This is a genomic window from Bounagaea algeriensis (genome assembly GCF_054491375.1).
This window is the reverse complement of the sequence record NZ_CM137102.1, coordinates 4177427-4194654: the sequence shown is the minus strand read 5'-3', so window position 1 is coordinate 4194654 and position 17228 is coordinate 4177427. Positions and strand designations below refer to the sequence as shown.

Here is a 17228-nt window from a genome sequence, read left to right as displayed (position 1 = left end):
TCGTGACATCTCCACAGGATCCCTGGCAGCAGGGCGGTTCTCCGCAGCAACCACCGGGCGGGTACCCGCAGCAGCCCGGCAACCAACCCCAGCAGTACCCCGGCGGTCCGCCGCCCGGCGGCTATCCGCAGTATCCCGGTGCGGCGCCGCGGGGAATGCCGGATCCGTACGCCGCGCCGCCACCACCCGGGCAGCAGGGCGGCCCTCCGCGCCCGACCACCGTGGAAACCGCGTTCTGGATCGCGGTGGTCGTGCCGATCCTCGTGACCGTGCTGACGGTGATCAGTTTCCTGGTCGGGCAGGGCTTCTCCGAGGAACTCATGGCGCGGAGCCTGGGCGAGACCACGCCGGAGGCCCTCGAGTTCGGCCGGGCGTTCATGCTGGTGGGCTTCGGGTTGCAGACGTTCTTCTACCTCGTCCTCACCGGACTGTGGATCCTGTTCGGCTTCAAGATGCGCGGCGGGCGCAACTGGGCGCGCGTGACGCTGACCGTCTTCGCCGCCCTCTGGGCCGTGCAGGCGCTGGTCGGACTGGCCTTCGGCGGGGCGGGGAACATGGACATGGCCGGGGTGCCCAGCGACGTGCAGATGCCTGCGGCGATGCTCGTGCTGGACTACGTCACCAACGCCGTCTCCCTGGTGGGGATGGGCGCGTTCCTCGCGCTCGTCTACCTCAAGCAGTCCAACTGGTACTTCCAAGCGGCGCGGCTGCAGGGGTAGGCGTGGCGGACGCTGATCTCGGTCCCGCCCGCAGCGGCCCGCCGCGCACGGTGCGCGTGGCCGTCGTGCTCTGGTGGGTCATCGCGCTGCTGCTGCTCGGGCAGCTGGCCGTGATGTGGGCGGGCCACGACCAGCTGGGCCGGACGCTCGTCGACCAGAGCGCGGTCGCCCCGCAGGAAGCCGGTGCCCGGGCGGCGCGGCTGCTGTGGGTCAACACCGGCTTCGCCGCCGTGCTCGCGGTCGCCTACCTCGTGCTGGGGTCGCTGATGTTCGGCAGGCGGCCGTGGGCGCGGTTGCTGTTGACCGTGTTCGCGATCGTGCACCTGATCATGGTGCTGGGAACGGGTGCCGTGTTCGGCCCGCAGGTCGTGCTCGTGCTGCTGGGCGTGCCGGCCACGGTGCTGCTGTGGGGCCCGTCCGGTGCGGAGTGGGTGACCGGTGAGCACGACTGAACCCGTGTTGTACGCCGAGTCCGGCAGCGGTTGGGCCCCGGTGCTGTGGGGCCCGGCCTTCGCCGCGCTCGGGCTGCTCGTCGAAGTGCTCTCCCCGGGGCCGGTGCACCTGGTGGCGTGGGCGTTCATCGCGGCGGTGCTCGCGGTCGCCGCGACCGTGTGGGTGCACGGTCGGCGCCGGGTGTGCTCGCTGCGGCTGACGCCGTCCGAGCTCGTGCAGGGCCGGGAGCGGTTGGCGACCGCGCAGGTGCGCGCGGTCGCCGACGTCGGTGCGCCCGCGGGTGCGCGCGTGCTCGGCGGGACGCTCACCGCGCCGCGCGGCACGCACGAGGTGCCGCTGCGGCTGGTGGACGACCGCGTGGTGCTGGCCTGGGCGCGGGACCCGGAGGCGTTGCGCGAAGCCCTGGTGCGGCTGGTCGGGTGAGCGCTGGACGCGACGCAGCCGGCGTGCCGGGCTGTGAGATGCTGCGGGCCGTGACCGAAGCCTCGCCGCAGCGTGCCCGCGGCCGCTCCGCCGGTGTGCACCGGCCGGCGCGCGCCGCTGTCGCCGGTGCCGAGCTGGTCCTCGCGGTCGCGTGCGCCCTCGCGGCGTGGTGGGTGTGGGCCCACGGCGTCACCGCCGTTCCGGTCGCCGAGTCGGCGTCCGTGCCGCGCGTGCACGGCGACCGGGTGACGCTGTCGGTCGCCGCGGCCGCCGCGGGCGGGCTGCTGTTGCTGGACGCGCCCCGGCAGATCGCGTTGGCCTGGCGCGTGCAGGACTGACCGCTGCGCCCCAGCCCCGGTGCCCCAGCCCCGGCACTCCAGCCCCGACGAAACCGCACCGGTGCTCCAGCCTCGGCGAAACCGCACCGGCGAAACCGCACCGGCGCGGCCGCGCCGACGAGGTTGCACCGGCGAGGTTGGGCCGGACGGCACGGACCGGCGCCGCGGGCGGATCCGCCGTGGTGTCAGACTGGGGGCGTGACAGCTCCTGCGAATGAGAACAACGATCCCGCCCCCCGTTCCCGGCAGCTGTTCGCCCGCGCCGAGGCGGTCACGCCCGGCGGCGTGAACTCGCCGGTGCGCGCTTTCCACTCGGTCGGGGGGACGCCCCGGTTCATGGTCCGCGGCGAGGGCCCGTTCCTGTGGGACGCCGACGACAACCGCTACGTCGACCTCGTGTCCTCCTGGGGACCGATGATCAACGGCCACGCCCACCCGGACGTGGTCCGCGCCGTGCGGGACGCCGCCGTCGAGGGACTGTCCTTCGGCACCCCGGCCGTCGGGGAGATCGACCTCGCGCAGGAGATCATCGACCGGGTCGAGCCGGTCGAGCAGGTGCGGCTGGTCAACTCCGGAACGGAGGCCACCATGACCGCGGTGCGGCTGGCCCGGGCGCACACCGGCCGCCGCAAGATCATCAAGTTCGCCGGGTGCTACCACGGCCACGTGGACGCGCTGCTGGCCAGCGCCGGCTCCGGGGTGGCCACGCTCGGACTGCCCAGCACGCCGGGCGTGACCGGGGCGCAGGCCACGGACACGATCGTGGTGCCGTACAACGACCTGGACGCGGTGCGGCAGGTCTTCGCGGAGCAGGGCGATGAGATCGCCGGTGTGATCACCGAGGCGGCCGCGGGCAACATGGGCGCGATCGCCCCGGTCGACGGCTTCAACGCCGGGCTGCGGGAGATTACCCGCGACAACGGCTCGCTGCTCATCATGGACGAGGTGATGACGGGCTTCCGCGTCTCCGCCGCCGGCTGGTACGGCGTGGACGGCGTCGCCGGCGATCTGTACACCTTCGGCAAGGTGATGTCCGGCGGGCTGCCCGCCGCCGCGTTCGGCGGCCGGTCCGACGTGATGGCCCACCTCGCCCCCTCCGGACCCGTCTACCAGGCGGGCACCCTGGCGGGGAACCCGATCGCGGTGGCCTCCGGGGTGGCGAACCTGCGTGCCGCGACGGCCGACGTGTACGCCGCGCTCGACGCCAACGCCAAGCGCGTCAGCGATCTGGTCACCGCGGCGCTGACGGCCGAGGGCGTGCCGCACCGGATCTCCTTCGCCGGCAACATGTTCAGCATCTTCTTCACCGACGATCCGGTGCACGACTACGAGCAGGCGCAGGACCAGCAGGTGTGGCGCTACCCGCCGTTCTTCCACGAGCTGCTCAGCCGCGGCGTGTACCCGCCGCCGAGCTCGTTCGAGTGCTGGTTCGTCAACGCCGCCATGAACGACGAGTCGTTCGAGGTGCTCGCCGACGCGCTGCCGCACGCGGCTCGAGCCGCGGCGAACGCGAGCGCGCCGGAGCGGGCATGACCGCCGCGCGCACCGTGGTGCACGTGCTGCGGCACGGGGAGGTGTACAACCCGGAGGGCGTGCTCTACGGCAGGCTGCCCGGCTACGCCCTGTCCGACCGCGGGCAGCGGCAGGCGAAGCTCGTGGCCGAGTTCCTCGCCGAGCGGGACGTGGCCCACGTCGCCGCGTCGCCGCTGCTGCGCGCGCAGCAGACCGCGAGCCCGGTCAGCGAGGCGTTCCGGTTGCAGGTGGCCACCGACGAGCGGCTGCTCGAGGCCGAGAACCGGTTCGAGGGGCTGAAGGTCTCCGTCGGCGACGGGGCGCTGCGTTCTCCGCAGCACTGGCCCAAGCTGCGCAACCCGATGCGCCCGTCGTGGGGCGAGCCGTACCGGGAGATCGCCTGGCGCATGCTCGGCGCGGTCTACCGGGCCCGGGCCGCTGCGGAAGGGGCCGAGGCCGTGTGCGTGTCGCACCAGCTGCCCATCTGGACGCTGCGGCGGTTCCTGCAGTCCCGGCCGCTGTGGCACGACCCGCGCCGTCGGCAGTGTTCGCTGGCCTCGCTGACCAGCCTCGTCTTCGACGACGAGAAGCTGGTGCGGGTGGCCTACACCGAGCCCGCCGGGGGCAGCGACCCCCAGGTCGGCGGGGCCTGAGGAGTCGAAGGGGAGTGGGCATGGCACGGCTGCTGCGACGACTGGTCGTGTTCGGCATCGCGCTCGCGCTCGTCGGCGGCTGCGCGACGCAGGGCGACGACGCGGTCGACGAGAACGGCGAGTTCACGTTCGTCTCCCCGGGCGGGCAGACGCGCCTGTTCTACCCGCCGGAGGAACGCGGCCGGGTGTCCGGGCTGGAAGGCGAGAGCCTGATGCGGCCGGGCGAGCAGATCTCCCTGGACGACTTCGGCAACCAGGTCGTCGTGCTCAACGTCTGGGGCTCGTGGTGCGGGCCGTGCCGCGCGGAGTCCGACGACCTGCAGAGGGTGCAGGACCAGACCCGCGATCAGGGCGTGCAGTTCCTCGGCATCGACGTGCGCGACCAGCGCGGTGCCGCGCAGGACTTCCACGACAACCACGACATCAGCTACCCGTCGCTGTTCGACCCGTCCGGCCGTTCGCTGCTGGCGCTGGACAACTTCCCGCGCAGCACGGTTCCCGCGACGATCGTGCTGGACCGGCAGCACCGGGTCGCGGGCATCTTCCTGACGCAGGTGCGCGACGAGGAGCTGCTGCCGCACGTCGAGCGCGTGGCGCAGGAGCAGCCGCAGGCCTGACGCCGCGGTCCGGAAGTCCCCGATTGCGCGGGACCTTGGTCCCGATCCTGGCGCGAACGTCCGAGGGACCCGCTTTGTCCTGGGTAAAGAGTGCTCCCGGTCACCGATCCCGGTGGTGGGGCGCGTTCTCGCCTTCCCTACCCTCGGGTGCGTGGATCCCACCGAGCTCGCGAAGACCGGCCCGCTGCTGCTCGCCGCTGTCGTGTCGGTGCTCGCCGGTGGGGTCAGCTTCGCCTCGCCCTGCGTCGTTCCGCTCGTGCCCGGTTACCTCGCGTACCTGGCCGGTCTCGTCGGAGCCGAAACGCCGCCGGTGACCAGCGCGGAAACGCAGGATCCGCGGCGCGGTCGGTGGCGGGTCGCGGGTGCTGCGCTGCTGTTCGTGCTCGGCTTCAGCGCGGTGTTCATCTCGGCGACCTGGATGCTGCTCGGGCTCTCCGACGTGCTGCTGGCGAACGAGCTGCTGTTGCAGCGCATCGGCGGGGTCGTCACCGTCGCCATGGGGCTGGTCTTCCTCGGGCTGGTTCCCGCGCTGCAGCGGGACGTGCGGATCCACCGCGCGCCGAAGACCGGGGTGTGGGGCGCGCCGCTGCTCGGTGCGGTGTTCGGTTTCGGGTGGACGCCGTGCCTCGGGCCGACGCTGGCCGGTGTCATGTCGCTGACGGTCGCGACGCAGCCGGACTCGCCCGTGGCCGCGCGCGGGTTGGTGCTGATCCTGGCGTACTGCCTCGGCCTGGGCATTCCGTTCGTCCTGCTGGCGCTGGGCGCGCGGTGGGCCGTGCGCAGCACCGAGTGGGTGCGCCGCAGGAGCCGCGCCATCCAGATCACCGGCGGTGCGCTGCTCGTGGTCGTGGGCTTGGCGCTCGTCACGGGATTGTGGGGAGAACTGATCGCGATGCTGCGGACCCCGATCAACGCGACCGAATTGCCGATCTGATGCGTAGCTACCTGAGAACCGGCTGGGCCTTCCTGCGCAACACCTGGCGCGGGTTGACGTCGATGCGCACCGCTCTGGTGCTGCTGTTCCTGCTGGCGGTGGCCGCGCTGCCGGGCGCGTTGATCCCGCAGCGCTCGCTCAACCCGAGCGAGGTGGACCGGTACTTCCAGGACTACCCGACGCTGGCGCCGATCCTCGACAAGCTCGGCGTGTTCGAGGTCTTCAGCTCGGTGTGGTTCGCCGCGATCTACGTGCTGCTGTTCATCTCGCTGGTCGGGTGCCTGGTGCCCCGGTGCTGGGAGTACTACAAGCAGGCCCGCGGCAAGCCCGTGCGCACGCCCCGCAACCTCGGCCGCATGCCGCACTACGCCCACACCAGCACCGAGTCCGGTGTGGACGACGTGCTTTCGGACTCGCGGCGGCGGTTGAAGCGCTGGCGCCGCACCGAGTTCACCGAGTCCGACGGCGCCAGGTCGATCAGCGCCGAACGCGGCTACCTGCGCGAGGCCGGCAACCTCGTGTTCCACTTCGCCCTGCTCGGCCTGCTCGTCGCCGTCGCGGGCGGCAAGCTGTACGGCTACGAGGGCCAGGTCATCGTGCAGGCCGACGGGTCCGCCTTCTGCAACTCGGGCACGTACAACTACGACTCGTTCACCGCCGGGTTGAACGTGGACGGCACGAACCTGAGCGAGTTCTGCGTGCGCGTCAACGACTTCGACGTGAACTACCTGCACAACGGGCAGGCGGTGGACTACCGGGTGGACATGGACTACCAGTCCGGCCAGGCGCTGGAGAACAACGAGTGGAAACCGCACGAACTGCGGGTCAACCACCCGCTGCGCACGGCCGGCGACCGGGTGTACCTCACCGGCAACGGCTACAGCCCGGTGTTCACGGTCACGTTCCCCAACGGCGAGCAGCGCACCCAGAAGACGCAGTGGCAGCCGGCGGATCAGACGACGATGCTCTCGCAGGGTGCGACGAAGTTCGACCCGCCGGGCATCGAGGACCCCTTCGAGCGGCGGCAGAAGCAGCTGGCGATCACCGGGCTGTTCGCCCCGACGGCGTCGATGCAGGACAACGTGCTCAACTCGCAGTTCCCCGCCCTCGAGGACCCCGCCGCGGCGGTGGACGTCATGCGCGGCGACCTGGGGCTGGACTCCGGCCGCGGCCAGTCGATCTTCAGCATCGACCAGAGGATGGTCGAGCAGGGGAGGCTGGAGCGCGTCGCGCGTGAGAACCTGCGTCCGGGTGAGGAGATCCGGCTCGACGACGGCACCCGGGTGCACTTCGACGGTGTGCAGCGGTGGGTGAACCTGCAGGTCTCGCACGACCCGTTCCAGCCGTTCGCGCTGGGCTTCGCCGTGGCGATCATCTTCAGCCTGAGCGCCTCGCTGATGATCAAGCGGCGGCGGATCTGGGTGCGCGCCACGCCCCGCTCCGACGGATCGACGCTCGTCGAGCTCGGCGGGCTCGCCCGCACCGACCAGGCCGGTTACGGGGAGGAGTTCACCCGGCTGGCGGGTGATCTGCTGGGTGCGGACCGCACGGAACCGACGGACCCGCGCGTGGCCTCGGCGCCGGCTCCGGAAAGGAAGAACTGATGCAGGTCAATGACATGCTGGCCGAGGTCAGCGATTGGGCCTACGCCACCGCGGTGGTCGTCTACATCCTGGCCATGCTGCTGTACTTCGCGGAGTTCTCCGCGGGGCGGCGCTCGGCCGCGGCGCAGCAGGCCGAATCCGAGCTCGTCGGTGCCGGCGGCCCGCGCACCGTGGATCCCGGCGATGCCAACGCCGTCGGCCGCGTGCCGGAGCAGCCGAAGCGCCCGGTCAGCGAGCGGCTCGGCGGCATGGCCGTGTCGCTCACCGTGCTCGGCGCGCTCGTGCACGGGTTCTCGCTGCTCATGCGCGGGGTGTCCGTGGGCCGCGCCCCGTGGGGCAACATGTACGAGTTCGGTTCGGCGATCACCCTGGCCGCCGTCGTCGCCTGGCTGTTCGTGCTCGTGCGGCAGATGCGGGCGCGGCGCGCGGACGCCCGGCCGGCGCAGCTGCGGGCGCTCGGCGGTTTCCTCATGCTGCCGGTGGTCGTGCTGCTGTTCCTGTCCGGCACGTTGCTGTACGCGCAGGCGCAGCCGCTGCAGCCGGCGCTGCAGTCGTACTGGATCGTCATCCACGTGAGCGCGGCGATCGTGTCCATGGGCGCGTTCATGTTCGCCGGTGTGGCCAGCATCCTGTTCCTGCTGCGCAAGCGCTACGAGAACTCCGGCAAGCTGGCGAACTTCGCCGCGCGGCTGCCCAGCGGCGAGGCGCTGGACCGGATGGCCTACCGCGCGACGGTGATCATCTTCCCGGTGTGGACGTTCGCGATCGTGGCCGGCGCGATCTGGGCCGAGGCGGCCTGGGGCCGCTTCTGGGGCTGGGACCCGAAGGAGACCTGCTCGTTCATCGCCTGGATCGTGTACGCGGCGTACCTGCACGCCCGCGCGACGGCGGGCTGGCGCGGCAGCCGCGCGGCCTGGGTGAACATCATCGGCCTGCTCGTGATGATCTTCAACCTGTTCTTCGTGAACATCGTCATCTCCGGCCTGCACTCCTACGCGGGGCTGTGATTCCGCGGGGCGGCCGCGGTTCCCCTGCGGCCGCGGTGATCCCTCGAACGGGTCCCAGCTGCGGCGGGCGTGCTGCACCACCGGCGCCTTCCGCGCGTCTGACGGACTGTGACCTGCGAGTTCGTGCGGCCTGATGCAGTGAGACGGTGCATCCCCACGTGACGGGGCCGGGTGCCTCCGACTACGGTGCACGATCGGGGTTGCACCGCGGAGATCTGCGGGTTCGACGCGCACTGGGAGGGAAGGCAACGGTGACCGGACGGTACGAAGAGCCCGAGACGCGGCCGGATTCCGGCACGAGGCAGGAGGACGTCCCGGCCTCGGACGCCGCGGAGTCCGCGGAGGTGAGCGGCGGCCGCGACGGGTACGCGGAACCGGCCACCAAACCGGCCCACCCGGCTCCGTCCTACGTGGATCCGAACGTGCAGCGGGACCCGCACGCCCACGGGGCCCTGCACGCCCACGGGAACGCGGCGCCGTACCAGGAGTCCACTCCCTCCGGCCCCCAACCCGGACCGCAGCCGGCGAACGGCGCGTCCGCCGGGCCCGCTTCGGCTCCCGGATCGGTGCCGCAACCGCTGCAGTCGCCGCAATCCCCGCAGCCGGGCAACGGGGAGAACTCCGGCGGTTTCCAGGTCGGGCCCGCCTGGTACCAGCAGCCGCAGCAGCCAGCACCGCAGCAGCCAGCACAGCCGGGACAACCCGCGCCGCAGCAGCCAGCCGCCCCCGGCCAACAGCCACCCGGCCAACAGCCACCCGGCCAACAAACACCGGGCCAGCCCGCGCCCGGCCAACCAGCACCCGGCCAGCCGGTCCAGCCCGGCCCGTCCGGGCCCGTCGGCCAGCCCGGCCCGCCCATGCCGGCCGGGTCGTACGCGCCCGGCCAACCGCAGGGACCCACCGGCCCCGCGCCGCAGGGGCAGGTCGGTGGTGCCGCGGATCCGACGCAGGACCTCTCGTCAGCGCAGCTGCTCCGGCAGACCAAGCGCCCGCCCCGGTCCGGCTGGCGCAAGGCCGTGTACGTGGCCAGCGGCAAGACCCTCAACCTCGGGGAAAGTCCTGCCGACAAGCAGCGCCGCGAACTCGTCAACCGGATCAACCAGCCGCTGCACGGCTGCTACAAGATCGCGATGCTGAGCCTGAAGGGCGGCGTCGGCAAAACGACGAGCACGGCCAGCCTCGGCTCCACGTTCGCCTCGCTGCGCGGCGACCGCGTCGTCGCCGTCGACGCGAACCCCGACCGCGGGACGTTGAGCCAGAAGATCCCGCAGGAAACCGCGGCCACCGTGCGGCATCTGCTGCGGGATTCCCAGCGCATCCGCAAGTACAGCGATGTGCGCGCCTACACCTCGCAAGGGCCGAGCCGGCTCGAAGTCCTCGCAAGCGAGCAGGATCCGGCCGTGTCCGAAGCGTTCAGCGAGGACGACTACCGGCGCACCGCAACCGTGCTCGAGCACTTCTACAACCTCGTGCTCACCGACTGCGGCACGGGGTTGATGCACTCGGCCATGAAGGGCGTGCTGGACCTCGCCGACTCGCTGGTCATCGTCTCGTCCAGCTCGATCGACGGGGCGCGCAGCGCCTCGGCCACCGTCGACTGGCTCGACGCGCACGGCTACGGCGACCTGGTGTCCCGCTCGGTGGCGATCATCAACGGGGTGCGGCCCTCCTCGGGGAAGGTCGACGTGTCCAAGCTCGCGCAGCACTTCGAAGCGCGCTGCCGCGCCGTCGTCAAGATCCCCTTCGACGCGCACCTCGAGGAAGGCGCCGAAGTGGACCTGGACCGGATCGCGGCCCCGACGCGGCTGGCGATGCTCCAGCTGGCCGCGCTCGTGGCGGACGACTTCCCCTACGCGCTGGGGCGCCAGACCCAGGGCTGAGCGCGGGCGCAGGATTGGACGCGCGCCCGGGGCGAACGGGCCCGGGGCGAACGGACCCAGCGGCGAGCTGCGGGCCGCGGCCCGCGGTCATTCGCCGCCGTCGTCGTTGTTGTTGGACTTGCGCCGCTGCTCGTCGAGGCGTCGGAGGAACTCGGGGTCGTCGTCGGGGGCGAGGGGAGCCTGGCGCGCTGTTTCGTCCGAGGTCGTGTCCGACGTCGGACCGAACGCCTTCCATACCAGCACGGCGAGCGCCACCGCGCCGATCGCTGCCAGGACATAGATCATCGGTCCACCTCCAACGGGTCCGCTCTTCGAGAGTAGTCAATCGTGGCGGGGCTGTCGCTGACTCGAGCGGTTTCCGGAGAGGCGGCGGAGCGGTACCCCCGCGGGGTTCCGCCCCGCCGGGCGGCGAGCCGCCGTCCCGTCGCGGAGTGGGCCGGTGCTCCGGAGCCACGTCCGCCGTCGCCGGGGGTGTTGCTGAGGGCGGACGTGGCGCCGGACCGCGCGTCAGAAGTTCTGACCGGCGCCCGCGTCGTTGGTGAGTTCGGCGAGCAGGGTCCGCACCTCGGATTCGCGGAAGCGGCGGTGCCCGCCCGGGGTGCGGATGGAGCCGATTCGACCGGCCGTGGCCCAGCGGGTCACGGTCTTGGGATCGACGCGGAACATCGCGGCGACCTCGCCGGGAGTCAGCAGCTGCTCCTGACCGTTCTGGCTCTGCTGCGTCGTCACTTGCGTCGTCGCGGTCACAGCGACCTCCTCAGTGCGGGCATTCGGGCATTCCGGTCGCATGGTGGCAGCGATGTGGCCAGGTACTCGAACCTTTGGGTCCAGGTAAAGGGACAGTAAGGGATGAAGCGCCGGATCGGGAGCATTCCGGGCGCGACGAGCCGTCGGCAGCCGCGGCGGATCCCCTGCGTATGCTGGTTGACGTGCGAGAACAGGAATCTGCGGAGCAGTCGGACCCGGCCGCGCAGTCCGCTTCGGACGCCCGGCAGACCTCTGAGCAGGAATGGCCCGCGGGGCGGCTCGCCGGCGACATCGCGCTGTACACGCTCGCGCGCCTGGGCATGCTCGCGCTCGTCGCGGCCGTGCTCGTCCTGGTCGGCGTGCCGTTCCTGGTGGCCGCTGCGGTGTCCGTGATCGTGGTGATGCCGGCGTCGATGCTGGTCTTCGGTGCGCTGCGGCGGCGCGTCGCCACCGGCATCGCGGTGCGCAAGCAGGCGCGGCAGGCCCGGCGCGAAGCCCTGCGCGCGGAGCTGCGCGGGGAGCAGGAGCGCGCGGAGCTGCGCGGGGAGCAGGACGACCCGGCGAGCGCCTGACCGGTCGGCGGTGCGGGCACCCGTCGTGCTCCCGGTGTCCCGCGGGCCCTTTCGGTGATCCGGTGTCCCCTTTACCCGGGCCGTGCCTGTTCTACCTCTTCGGTAAACGGTCATTGGTCCGCCTGCCCGCGCGGCGCCCGTGAACCGCCCGCGATGCACTCGCGCGCCACCGTTTTGTGACGCAAATCTCCCCGTTGGATCCCGTGGATCTCCCCGCGTGCTGGCCGATCCGCCGCGCGGGAGACCACCAGCCGCGCTCCGCAGGACGTGGGGGACACTGACCACACCCCGATGAGGAGGTGCCGGTGCGGTCAGCGGAGCGCGGGTCCAGCGCGAGCGGTGCGGCCAACGCGGTCGGCTCTGCGGTGCTGGGGACCAGGGCGGTGCTGGGAACCAGGGCAATCCTGGGGATCACGGCAGTACTGGGACTCGCCGCGTGCTCCCCCGAACCGCCGAACGACCCACCGCCGCAGCAGCCGCCCACCTCCAGCGCTCCGACGACCTCGACGACCCCGAGCGAGCCTCGTCACGTGCCGCCGCAGCAGCGCGTCCGGCTGTCCGACCTCACCGCCGAGGACATCTGCGGGCTCGTCCCACCGGACAAGCTCTCGGAACTCGCGTTCCCGGTGACAGCCGGCACGCCGCGCAGCGCGGGAAGCGCCCCGCGCGTGCCCGGCTGCGAGTTCTCCGCGCCCGACGAGCTCCGCTCGGTGCTGCTCGGGGCGCAGCCCGCCGGATCCGCCGACCTCGGGCGCGAGGAGATCGAGCTCGAACGGCCCAGCGCGGAAACGACCGCCTCGGCGAGCCCGACATCCTCGGCGCAGCAGGAACCGCCGCAGGCGACACGCACCCTGCGGGCGAACAGCTGCACCGTCTACACCGCCGTCGCGGGCGCGACGTTGCAGGTCACCCTGGTTCAGTCCGACTCGGGGACCGAGCAGTGCGAACTCGCCGAGGACGTCACCACCTACCTCGTGCCCGCGCTCGTGGGATGACGCGCGGGTCGGCGGCCGTTCGTTCGGCCGCACCGGCCTCAGCCGACGGTGAGCGCGATGCCGGTGACCACCGACCACACGAGCATCGCGATGCCCGTGTCGCGCACCGCGGGGATCAGCGCGCGCCCCTGAGCGCCGCGGATGACCACGCGCAGCGGGAGGAACAGCAGCGGCAGCGCCACCAGCCCCAGCAGCGCCCACGTGTTGCGCACGGCGATGAGCACGCTCAGCAGGAACGGGATGAGCGCCAGCGCCACGTAGAGCGTGCGCGTGTCCCGGTCGCCGAGCAGCACGGCCAGGGTGCGCTTGCCCGTCTCCCGGTCCGAGGGGATGTCGCGCAGGTTGTTGGACACGAGCACCGCGCTGGACAGCGCGCCCACGCCCACGGCTCCGCCGATGCCGAACCCGCTGATCTCACCGGCCTGGGCGAACTGGGTGCCGAGCACGGCGATGATCCCGAAGAAGACGAACACCGCGATCTCGCCCCAGCCCCGGTAGCCGTACGGGCGGGAACCGCCGGTGTAGAACCAGGCCCCGGCGATGCACACCGCGCCGACGAGGATCAGCCACCAGTGCCCGCTGAGCAGGCTCACCCCGACCCCCGCCAGCGCGGCCGCGCCGAAGCACGTCCACGCCGCGGACCGCACCGCCCCGGGGCGGGCCGCCTCGGATCCGACCAGTCGGAACGGGCCCACGCGGTCCGCGTCCGTGCCGCGGATGCCGTCCGAGTAGTCGTTGGCGAAGTTCACGCCGATGATGAACCCGAGCGCGACGACCAGGGCCAGCACGGCGATGAGCGGGCGGAAACCGTCGATGCCCGCGGCGGCGCCGGTGCCCACGAGCACGGGGGAGAGCGCGTTCGGGAACGTGCGGATGCGGGCGCCTTCCACCCACTGCGCGACTGTTGCCATGCCCGTCATCTTCGCGCACGGGCGTGATCACCCGGTGCGGTGCCCGCCCGGTGTGATCTGCCGTGCGGTGATCTGCTGCGCGAGCGCGCGGCGATCGGGCTTGCCCGGACCTCGCAGCGGCAGCGCCGCGCGGAACACCCAGCGCTTCGGCACCGCGGCCGGCTGCGCCCGCGCTCGCACGGCCGCGCGCAGCCGTGCGACGAGCGGATGCTGCTCCGCGTCGGCATCGGCCGGCAGCGGATCGCCGTCGCCCGGGACGACCGCCGCGGCCACCGCCCGCCCCCACTCGGGGTCGTCGACGCCGAACACGCACACCTCGTGCACGCCCTCCTCCGCGGCGAGGACGCGTTCCACCTCGGCGGGGGCGATGTTCACCCCGCCGGTGACGATCACGTCGTCCGCCCGACCGAGGACGCGCAACCGCCCCTGCTGCCACCGCCCCAGGTCGCCGGTGTGGAACCAGCCGTCGGCGAAGGCCGGGTGCTCCGGCCGGTCCCGGTAGCCGCGGGCGAGCATCGGACCGGACAGCCGCACCGCCCCCGGTTCGGCGGGATCGGCCGCGTCGACCGCGACCTGCGCGGCCTCCAGCGGGACTCCGTCGTAGACGCAGCCACCGGCGGTTTCGCTCATGCCGTAGGTGGTGATCACCCGCACGTCCGCCTGCGCGGCCCGCTGGAGCAGGTGCGCCGGAGTGGCGGCGCCGCCGAGCAGGACCGCGTCGAAACCGCGCAGCGCGGCGCACCCCTCCGCGTCGTCGAGCAGGCGGCCGAGCTGCGTGGGCACGAGCGCGGTGTAGCGGGGGCCGTCGGCCGGCACCGCACGCGCCGCGGCGGCGAACCGCTCGGCGCGGAACCCGTCCGCGGTGTCCACCGCGTGCGGCGCGGTGCCGGCCAGGATCGCGCGGACGAGCACCTGGATGCCGGCGATGTGCTGCGCGGGCATCGCCAGCAGCCAGTGCCCCGGCCCGCCCAAGGCGCGGTGCGTCGCCTCGGCGGAAGCGCGCAGCGCCGAAGCCGGCAGCAGCACGCCCTTCGGCGCGCCGGTCGACCCGGAAGTGGCCACGACCAGGGACGTCGGATCGTCCGCGGCGTCCTCGCCGGGCTGCAGGGGTTCTCCGGCGCGCAGCGTTTCGCGGACGCGGCGGGTGTGCTCCCCGTCGTCGTCGGCGACCGGCAGCAGCGCCGGGCCCGCCCCCTCCAGCGCCCGGTGCAGCGCCGGTACGACGCTCAGCGCCTCGGCGCCGGCGGGCACGGGCAGCGGCTGCAGGGGGCGGGCGGAGCACGCGGGGGTCATGCCGCCATTCTCCCCGCGCGTGCGGGCGCGCCCGCGCCGCCGTACGGCGCACGGATCCGAACCGCGCGGACAGCGCATCCGGAGCGGAAAACGCAGAGCTCTGCTCCTACCAGAGAACCCGCACTCCCGGCAGCGTGCCGAAAGCCCCGTCCGCCGAAACGAGCGGAAGGGAGTGGCTCATGCACTGCGCGGCGATCATCCTGTCGAACGGGTCGCGATGAGACCAGTCCATGGAGCCGGCGAGCAGGCTGTCCTCGTCCGTGATCGGGACGCTCGTGACGTCCAACCTGTTCAGGTGCTGCTGATAGGCCCGCACCAGCACGTCGGCCTGCGGCAGTTTGCCCAGGCGTTGTTTCGTCGCGAGTTCCCAGGCCGAAGCTGCGGAGACGCACAACTCGTTGCCGCGCTCCGCGAGCATGCCTCGGGTCTGCTGCGGTAGCTGATCCGGGGCGGTCAGCATCCACAACAACACGTGGGTATCGATCATGAACCGGCTCGCCACCGCCGCTCAGACCTCCCACGAGGCGAGCTCGGACTCGGGCAGCGGTTCGAAGAACGATGCGGGAACGTCGTACGGCACGAAACCCATCTCCCGCTGCGGCGCGTCCGCGACCGGGGCCAAGCGCGCCACGGGCACATCGCCTCGCGCGATCACGACCTCCTCGCCCCGCTCCACCTCGGACAGCAGGGTTGAGAGCTGCGTCTTCGCCTCTTGCACTTTCACCGTCCTGGTCACGGGCCGAGGATAACTTGGCTAATGTTGGTTGGTCAACCAGACCAGATGCAACGAGATCGCCACGGTATCGCTGTGCACCGAAGACGACGTCACAGCGCTGATCCGCGATTGGCCCGCCGCCGGAGCCGTCAGCTGACGCCGCGTTCGCGATCGGACCAGTACGGTTCGCGGAGCTTGAACTTCTGCAGCTTGCCGGTGGCGGTGCGGACCAGCCCGTCGCGGAACTCCACCGTGGTCGGCGCCTTGTACCGGGCCAGCCGGGCCTTGCAGTGCTCGATCAGCTCGGCCTCCGCGGCCTGCGAGTCCGGTGCCAGCACCACGAGCGCCTTGATCGTCTCGCCCCACTTCTCGTGCGGCACCCCGATCACGGCGACCTCGGCGACCGCGGGGTGGTTGAACAGCGCGTCCTCGACCTCGACGGACGACACGTTCTCGCCGCCGGTGATGATGACGTCCTTCTTGCGGTCGCTGATGGTGAGGTGGCCGTCGGTGTCGAGGAACCCGCCGTCGCCGGTGTGGAACCAGTCGTCGGCCAGCTTGTCCGCGGTCTCCTCCGGCTGGCGCCAGTAGCTCTTGAGTACCACGTTGGACCGCGCCAGCACTTCGCCCTCGTCGGAGATGCGCATCGTCGTGCCCAGCGCGGGCGCGCCGGCGCGGACGAGCCTGTCGGCGCGCTGCTCGGCGTCGAGCTCGTCCCACTCGGAGCGGGTGCGGTTGATGGTGAGCAGGGGCGAGGTCTCGGTCAGCCCGTAGATCTGGATGAATTCCCAGCCCAGTTCGGTCTCCACGCGCGCGACGGTGCGGGTGGGCGGTGGAGCGCCCGCCACGATGACCCGCACCCTGCCGCGGCCGGGGATCTCGCCCTCCCACTCGGCGGCGGCCGCCAGCACGGCGTTGACCACGGCCGGAGCTGCGCACATGACCGTGACACCGTGTTCGGCGACGCGCCGCAGGATCTCCGCCCCGTCGACCTTGCGCAGCACGACGTGCTGGGCGCCGACGCCGGTCATGCCGAACGGCATGCCCCAACCGTTGGCGTGGAACATCGGCAGCGTGTGCAGGTACACGTCGCGGTCGGTGGCGCCGGCGTGCAGGGCGAAGGTGGTGGCGTTGACCCAGATGTTGCGGTGGGTGATCTCCACGCCCTTGGGGCGGGCGGTGGTGCCGCTGGTGTAGTTGATCGTCGCCGTCGCGTTCTCGTCCGGCTCCCACGCCCGCGGTTCGACGCCGAAGCGGTACATCTCGGCGTCGCCGTCCGCGCCGAGCACGATGGTGCGTTCGCACGGCACGTCGGCGAGGTGCTCGGTCAGCTCGGGGTCGATCAGCAGCACGCGGGCGCCGGAGTGCTCGACGATGTAGGCGACCTCGTCGCGGGAGAGGCGGTAGTTGATCGGCACGAGGACGCGGCCGTACCCGCACACGCCGAAGAACGAGGCCAGCAGTCGTGCGCTGTTGTGCGAGACGACGGCGACCCGTTCGCCGGGTTCGACGCCGAGCGCGTCCAGCCCGGCCGCCTGGGCGCGTGCCAGTTCCTCCAGGCGCGCGTAGGTCAGTTCACCCAGCGGCTGCGCCGGCTGGTCGGGTTCGTCGACGACACCGACGCGGTCGCCGTAGGCGGTCGCGGCGCGGTCGAGGAAATCGCGTGCGCCGAAGGGGATGAGCATGCCTTGCCTCCTCGGTGTCCTGCGTTGGGGTTTTTCTGCGCCGGGGTTGTCCTGCGCCGGGCGTTCCTGTTGGCGGTGATGGCCCTGCTCTGGTGGCCCTGCTCTGGTGGCCCTGCGCCGGCGGTGGCAGAGCGCCGACGCGGTGCCCCCGCACCCGTCCGCCGGAATCA

At 72.2% G+C, this 17228-nt stretch carries 20 protein-coding genes; 13 read left to right on the top strand and 7 right to left on the bottom strand.

What is annotated here, in order from left to right; translation table 11 throughout:
• Window positions 1-2 precede the first annotated feature (2 nt).
• From ACVGV2_RS19105 to ACVGV2_RS19055, 11 genes are all read left to right on the top strand, one after another.
• Window positions 3-719 (top strand): hypothetical protein, encoded by a 717-nt coding sequence (locus ACVGV2_RS19105; RefSeq protein WP_459163723.1) that lies wholly within the window; start codon window positions 3-5, stop codon window positions 717-719.
• A 2-nt stretch (window positions 720-721) separates the two neighbouring features.
• Window positions 722-1171, top strand: a complete 450-nt coding sequence (locus tag ACVGV2_RS19100) for a hypothetical protein (RefSeq protein ID WP_459163722.1) — start codon at window positions 722-724, stop codon at window positions 1169-1171.
• Window positions 1158-1595: a hypothetical protein gene (locus tag ACVGV2_RS19095; RefSeq protein WP_459163721.1), complete on the top strand. Its 438-nt coding sequence runs from the start codon at window positions 1158-1160 to the stop codon at window positions 1593-1595. Before ACVGV2_RS19100 ends, ACVGV2_RS19095 begins: the two co-directional genes overlap by 14 nt.
• A 50-nt stretch (window positions 1596-1645) precedes the next feature.
• On the top strand, window positions 1646-1933 hold the full coding sequence (locus ACVGV2_RS19090) for a hypothetical protein (RefSeq protein ID WP_459163720.1): 288 nt from the start codon (window positions 1646-1648) through the stop codon (window positions 1931-1933).
• A gap of 198 nt (window positions 1934-2131) precedes the next feature.
• Window positions 2132-3466, top strand: coding sequence for a glutamate-1-semialdehyde 2,1-aminomutase (gene hemL / locus ACVGV2_RS19085; RefSeq protein ID WP_459163719.1), 1335 nt, complete (start codon window positions 2132-2134; stop codon window positions 3464-3466).
• The gene (locus ACVGV2_RS19080) at window positions 3463-4098 is read left to right on the top strand and encodes a histidine phosphatase family protein (protein WP_459163718.1); all 636 of its coding nucleotides are present in this window, start codon (window positions 3463-3465) and stop codon (window positions 4096-4098) included. Before hemL ends, ACVGV2_RS19080 begins: the two co-directional genes overlap by 4 nt.
• Before the next feature lie 20 nt (window positions 4099-4118).
• Window positions 4119-4715 carry a TlpA family protein disulfide reductase gene (locus ACVGV2_RS19075; RefSeq protein ID WP_459163717.1) on the top strand — a complete coding sequence of 199 codons (597 nt, stop codon included), beginning with the start codon at window positions 4119-4121 and terminating at the stop codon, window positions 4713-4715.
• 151 nt (window positions 4716-4866) lie between these two features.
• Complete coding sequence (locus tag ACVGV2_RS19070) at window positions 4867-5649, top strand: cytochrome c biogenesis CcdA family protein (protein WP_459163716.1); 783 nt, start codon at window positions 4867-4869, stop codon at window positions 5647-5649.
• Window positions 5649-7253, top strand: coding sequence for a cytochrome c biogenesis protein ResB (resB, locus tag ACVGV2_RS19065; RefSeq protein WP_459163715.1), 1605 nt, complete (start codon window positions 5649-5651; stop codon window positions 7251-7253). The genes ACVGV2_RS19070 and resB overlap by 1 nt, the downstream gene beginning before the upstream one ends.
• Entirely contained in the window at window positions 7253-8260 is a 1008-nt protein-coding gene (ccsB, locus tag ACVGV2_RS19060) for a c-type cytochrome biogenesis protein CcsB (RefSeq protein ID WP_459163714.1), read from the top strand. The genes resB and ccsB overlap by 1 nt, the downstream gene beginning before the upstream one ends.
• Window positions 8261-8511: 251 nt before the next feature.
• Window positions 8512-10140: a MinD/ParA family ATP-binding protein gene (locus ACVGV2_RS19055; RefSeq protein ID WP_459163713.1), complete on the top strand. Its 1629-nt coding sequence runs from the start codon at window positions 8512-8514 to the stop codon at window positions 10138-10140.
• Between the two features lie 87 nt (window positions 10141-10227).
• Here the strand turns inward: ACVGV2_RS19055 and ACVGV2_RS19050 are convergent, their stop codons facing one another.
• Window positions 10228-10425, bottom strand: a complete 198-nt coding sequence (locus ACVGV2_RS19050; protein ID WP_459163712.1) for a hypothetical protein — start codon at window positions 10423-10425, stop codon at window positions 10228-10230.
• A 222-nt stretch (window positions 10426-10647) separates the two neighbouring features.
• Entirely contained in the window at window positions 10648-10887 is a 240-nt protein-coding gene (locus ACVGV2_RS19045) for a BldC family transcriptional regulator (protein WP_459163711.1), read from the bottom strand.
• A gap of 182 nt (window positions 10888-11069) precedes the next feature.
• Here ACVGV2_RS19045 and ACVGV2_RS19040 point away from each other — a divergent pair, with 182 nt between their 5' ends.
• Together ACVGV2_RS19040 and ACVGV2_RS19035 are read left to right on the top strand one after the other, a co-directional pair.
• On the top strand, window positions 11070-11459 hold the full coding sequence (locus ACVGV2_RS19040; protein WP_459163710.1) for a DUF4229 domain-containing protein: 390 nt from the start codon (window positions 11070-11072) through the stop codon (window positions 11457-11459).
• A 305-nt stretch (window positions 11460-11764) separates the two neighbouring features.
• Window positions 11765-12454 (top strand): DUF3558 family protein, encoded by a 690-nt coding sequence (locus ACVGV2_RS19035; protein WP_459163709.1) that lies wholly within the window; start codon window positions 11765-11767, stop codon window positions 12452-12454.
• A gap of 38 nt (window positions 12455-12492) precedes the next feature.
• Here the strand turns inward: ACVGV2_RS19035 and ACVGV2_RS19030 are convergent, their stop codons facing one another.
• The 5 genes from ACVGV2_RS19030 to ACVGV2_RS19010 form a co-directional block, all read right to left on the bottom strand.
• Complete coding sequence (locus ACVGV2_RS19030; RefSeq protein ID WP_459163708.1) at window positions 12493-13365, bottom strand: 1,4-dihydroxy-2-naphthoate polyprenyltransferase; 873 nt, start codon at window positions 13363-13365, stop codon at window positions 12493-12495.
• Between the two features lie 27 nt (window positions 13366-13392).
• On the bottom strand, window positions 13393-14658 hold the full coding sequence (gene menE / locus ACVGV2_RS19025; protein ID WP_459163707.1) for an o-succinylbenzoate--CoA ligase: 1266 nt from the start codon (window positions 14656-14658) through the stop codon (window positions 13393-13395).
• A gap of 106 nt (window positions 14659-14764) precedes the next feature.
• Window positions 14765-15145, bottom strand: coding sequence for a type II toxin-antitoxin system VapC family toxin (locus ACVGV2_RS19020; RefSeq protein WP_459163706.1), 381 nt, complete (start codon window positions 15143-15145; stop codon window positions 14765-14767).
• A 21-nt stretch (window positions 15146-15166) separates the two neighbouring features.
• Entirely contained in the window at window positions 15167-15394 is a 228-nt protein-coding gene (locus ACVGV2_RS19015) for a type II toxin-antitoxin system Phd/YefM family antitoxin (RefSeq protein WP_459163705.1), read from the bottom strand.
• A 128-nt stretch (window positions 15395-15522) separates the two neighbouring features.
• Window positions 15523-17058 carry an AMP-binding protein gene (locus tag ACVGV2_RS19010; RefSeq protein WP_459163704.1) on the bottom strand — a complete coding sequence of 512 codons (1536 nt, stop codon included), beginning with the start codon at window positions 17056-17058 and terminating at the stop codon, window positions 15523-15525.
• Window positions 17059-17228: the final 170 nt, after the last annotated feature.

Excerpts from the sequence above, each read along its gene's own strand:
- ACVGV2_RS19080 (WP_459163718.1), top strand. The coding sequence starts at position 3,463 with ATGACCGCCGCGCGCACCGTGGTGCACGTGCTGCGGCACGGGGAGGTG.
- ACVGV2_RS19075 (WP_459163717.1), top strand. The coding sequence starts at position 4,119 with ATGGCACGGCTGCTGCGACGACTGGTCGTGTTCGGCATCGCGCTCGCG.
- resB (WP_459163715.1), top strand. The coding sequence starts at position 5,649 with ATGCGTAGCTACCTGAGAACCGGCTGGGCCTTCCTGCGCAACACCTGG.
- ccsB (WP_459163714.1), top strand. The coding sequence starts at position 7,253 with ATGCAGGTCAATGACATGCTGGCCGAGGTCAGCGATTGGGCCTACGCC.
- ACVGV2_RS19050 (WP_459163712.1), bottom strand. The coding sequence starts at position 10,425 with ATGATCTATGTCCTGGCAGCGATCGGCGCGGTGGCGCTCGCCGTGCTG.
- ACVGV2_RS19030 (WP_459163708.1), bottom strand. The coding sequence starts at position 13,365 with ATGGCAACAGTCGCGCAGTGGGTGGAAGGCGCCCGCATCCGCACGTTC.
- menE (WP_459163707.1), bottom strand. The coding sequence starts at position 14,658 with ATGACCCCCGCGTGCTCCGCCCGCCCCCTGCAGCCGCTGCCCGTGCCC.
- ACVGV2_RS19020 (WP_459163706.1), bottom strand. The coding sequence starts at position 15,145 with ATGATCGATACCCACGTGTTGTTGTGGATGCTGACCGCCCCGGATCAG.
- ACVGV2_RS19010 (WP_459163704.1), bottom strand. The coding sequence starts at position 17,058 with ATGCTCATCCCCTTCGGCGCACGCGATTTCCTCGACCGCGCCGCGACC.